This window comes from Flavobacterium sp. (assembly GCF_013822155.1).
Classification (GTDB): Bacteria; Bacteroidota; Bacteroidia; order Flavobacteriales; family Flavobacteriaceae; genus Flavobacterium.
Window position 1 is genome coordinate 1 of record NZ_PNJW01000111.1, and the last position, 3,390, is coordinate 3,390.

Here is a 3,390-nt window from a genome sequence, read left to right on the forward strand (position 1 = left end):
GCTCTTCCGATCTATTGACAATCACCTGTAGTTTCATCAAATAAACGTTTTAATTCAATTTCAAATTCAATTGAATTAAAATGTCGCTTTATATAATCAATTTCCTTTTCAATCTCTTTAATTTTTACTGTGTTGTGATTGTCAATTGCATGTTCAATTTCTTCCTGTTTATCAATTAATTTTTGTTCTATATTTAATTGCTCAATATCTTTTTCTTCGCTTGTAATTTCAATTTCTTCATCAACTTTTATAAGTTTTTCAAATAATTGAATCTTAATGTTTTCATTTTTATCAAGTGCATCAGACAATGATTCTAAAATAATATTTTGCTTTTCATCATAAACAAGAGTACGAAGTGTATTGTCTCTGAAATTTTCTAATAGAATTACCCATAATTTTGCTTTAAAAATTTCGGTTCCCTTTGGCGTACATTCTTGAAGTATATATTTCTTTTTAGGAAAATGTATTTCTGGAGCTTGCTCCTCTGCTAGCAAACGAATTTCGTCTAGAGAAGTTGGTGACTTTGTTAGTGAAATGGTCTCAGGAAGATTTTTATTATAGTATTCGCAAACGCTTATATACTCTGCGGTTGAAATATAACCGAGTAATTGTTCTTTATCATTAATAATCCTTCCAACTGTTTCAAAAATAGCATCTGCCACATTATTAGTACGGATGTCTAATGATTGAGCTACATTAATTATTCTGTGTTTGTCTGTATTTTGAATTTTTATCTCAACTTTTTCACTTTTTAAATTACTGAATGTAGCTTTTACATTAGCATCAGCTAGCCCAACACTATCAATAAACAAATCAAAATCTCTTGTGAAATTAGAAAATTTAACTCCGTTTTTTGCATATTCCACGCCAATATCTGTAAGCCATAAAATGCTTTCATCACCATCAATCATTTTATCATTTTTCAAATCTTTGATAGCTTTGATTAAAATTTCTTTTTCGGCTGGGTCTTTATCAATATCAAACCCTAAAATGCTACCCATTTTTGAGGCTGACATCGATTCTATTATTAGCAAATCGCAAATAACTTCATCAAACAAATTAAAATCAACAGGTTGAGAACAAGTACCAGCAAATTTTGCAATTGTATATTCCCAAGAATAATCAGTAAAACCAATAATTCGTTCTATTAGTTTTTTTTCTTTATCGGCAGCTTCAATGATTTTTATTTCAAGAGGTATATCTACATTAGAAGGCTTAACAATAGTTTTTTCTTTTGGATTAACATTCTTTTTTTTACTTACATTCTTATTCTTTTCTGCCAGAAAAGATTGAAAATTATTATAAATAATTTCAGTGATCTCTTCAGAAACTGTTTCATTAGGATCTTCTTCACAATCATATCCATTAGCTTTCAAAAATTCTACGACTAACGAAATACCACTATTTAATTCTCTTGCTATTTTTGATAATCTTGTTTTCACTTTTTGATTAAATTTTGAATTTGTGCTATATCTATTCTATGCATTTTTTGAATTGCTTGTTCGTATTCTGGTTTATGTGAAAAATGCTTTTCGTTACCAATTACTATCAATAATCTTTTAGCTCTAGAAAAACCAACATTTATACGCTGTAATTCTTTTGCAAACCCAAGAGCAGATGGATATTTATTGTTATCAACAATTATTTTTTTGCCATTTTCTTCTATAAGTTGTTTGTTACTTCTTACAGTAGATATAATTACAATATTTCTTTCCATACCCTGAAAACGGTCAACAGTGTTTATTCGTAAAGGAGTATTATATATATTTTCAAACTTATGTTGTTCAAAATTTTTCCACTCATTTTTTGAAAAAGTAGGATACATTGACTTGCGAATATTACTCATTTGAGGCATGTAGTAAGTAATAATTCCAATTTCCTTATCTTCATCTTTGCTGAAAAAATTAGAATATTTATCATATCCATCCGCATTTGTTAGAGCATTGAGCACAATTTTAATGGCATCTATTTCACCAATGTTTTCATAAGAAGTTCCTTGCTTACCCTCAGGCGTTTCTACATTAACCCATATAGCGTGATTTTTTGGTTCAATAAAAGGAACGGAATTAAAGCCGTGATATCTACTTGCTTTAACATTAAAATCGTTATTATTCATCTCATTCTTAATACCACAAATTAATCCGTTTTCAAGTTCAATTTGATCAGAATAAAAGTCAGAAATACAATTCATGATTTGCTCATGCATTCTAAATTGCGTATCTAAACTTGCGACAAAATTTTTAGGTGCATTTTTGAAGAGTTTTTCAAACTGTGAAATCTTATAATCTTCTTTTGTCCAATCTTCAACAAGTTTATGAGCTCCAACAGCAGTTAATGCTTCACTAAACTCTCTATCATCTATCATCGGTGGTAATTGTTTGTGGTCACCAATGATTACAACTTTTTTACCCAGAGTGAGCGGTAAAACTAGCTCTGGTGGAGTAGCTTTACTAGCTTCATCCATAATAACAATATCAAAATCAGGTTCCATTCTAGATTCAGAATTATTATTAAATGATTCTTTAAATGCATTACTAAATCTAGGGCTACCACATTCACTACAAGTTGCTGCAAAAATATTTATGTACTGTAAATAAGAATTATAAAAAATGTTTTTAATTGATGGATTCTTTTTATCTAAGCCTTGTTTCCATTTTTCAACTGCTGTTTTGTATTTTTCGACTTTACTTGAATTTCCCTTTATGTTTTCAATCCATTCACAAATTGCATTATCAGAATGTTGTTTTTCTTCTTTAGAACCCTCTTTAGCCTGTAGCCACAATTTTATACGGTCTATAGAGTATAATTTACCTTCATCCTCAAACTTATCAATATTACCAATTCTTATAGGTCTTATTAGTTTTTTACCTTTTACCCTCTCTAACGCATTATCAACTGCAAGATTAGTTTGTGATGTAATTAATATTTTTGAAGTTGGGTCGTTTGAAAGAATCTGCCATATTATTTCAGCAATTACAGTTGTTTTCCCCGTTCCTGGAGGACCTTGTATGAGTGCTAAATCTTTTGCTAATAATGTTTTAGCAACAGCTTCTAATTGTTTCTGCTGATTTTTTAGTAATGGTTCATTTAGATTTGCAATTATTTTTTGTTTTTCTTCCTCTATATCAGCAGATGACTGTCTTGCTTCATTAGGATCAAATAAAAAATTTGATAGATTTCTGTTTACAGGATACCCAAATTTTGATCCAGGTTCTGTAACTTTCTTCATTGCCTTAATCATTCTATCAATATTTGTTAATTCACCAGGAAATATTGGCTTTATATATCCTTTTTTGATTTCTGATAAATCTATTCTGTCTTCCTCTTTAGCAGTAATAATTTGATCAAATGCATCTGATATTATGAACTTGAGACAGTTTTTATCTTTCT

General features: G+C 29.4%; 2 protein-coding genes. Both read right to left on the reverse strand.

Features of this window, described 5'->3' with window-relative positions:
• Window positions 1–11 precede the first annotated feature (11 nt).
• A complete protein-coding gene (locus C0512_RS14865) occupies window positions 12–1,442 on the reverse strand; it encodes a hypothetical protein (protein WP_290862964.1) in 1,431 nt (476 codons plus the stop codon).
• The coding region (locus C0512_RS14870) for an AAA domain-containing protein (protein ID WP_290862966.1) at window positions 1,439–3,390 on the reverse strand (1,952 nt) is incomplete at its 5' end. The genes C0512_RS14870 and C0512_RS14865, both read right to left, overlap by 4 nt.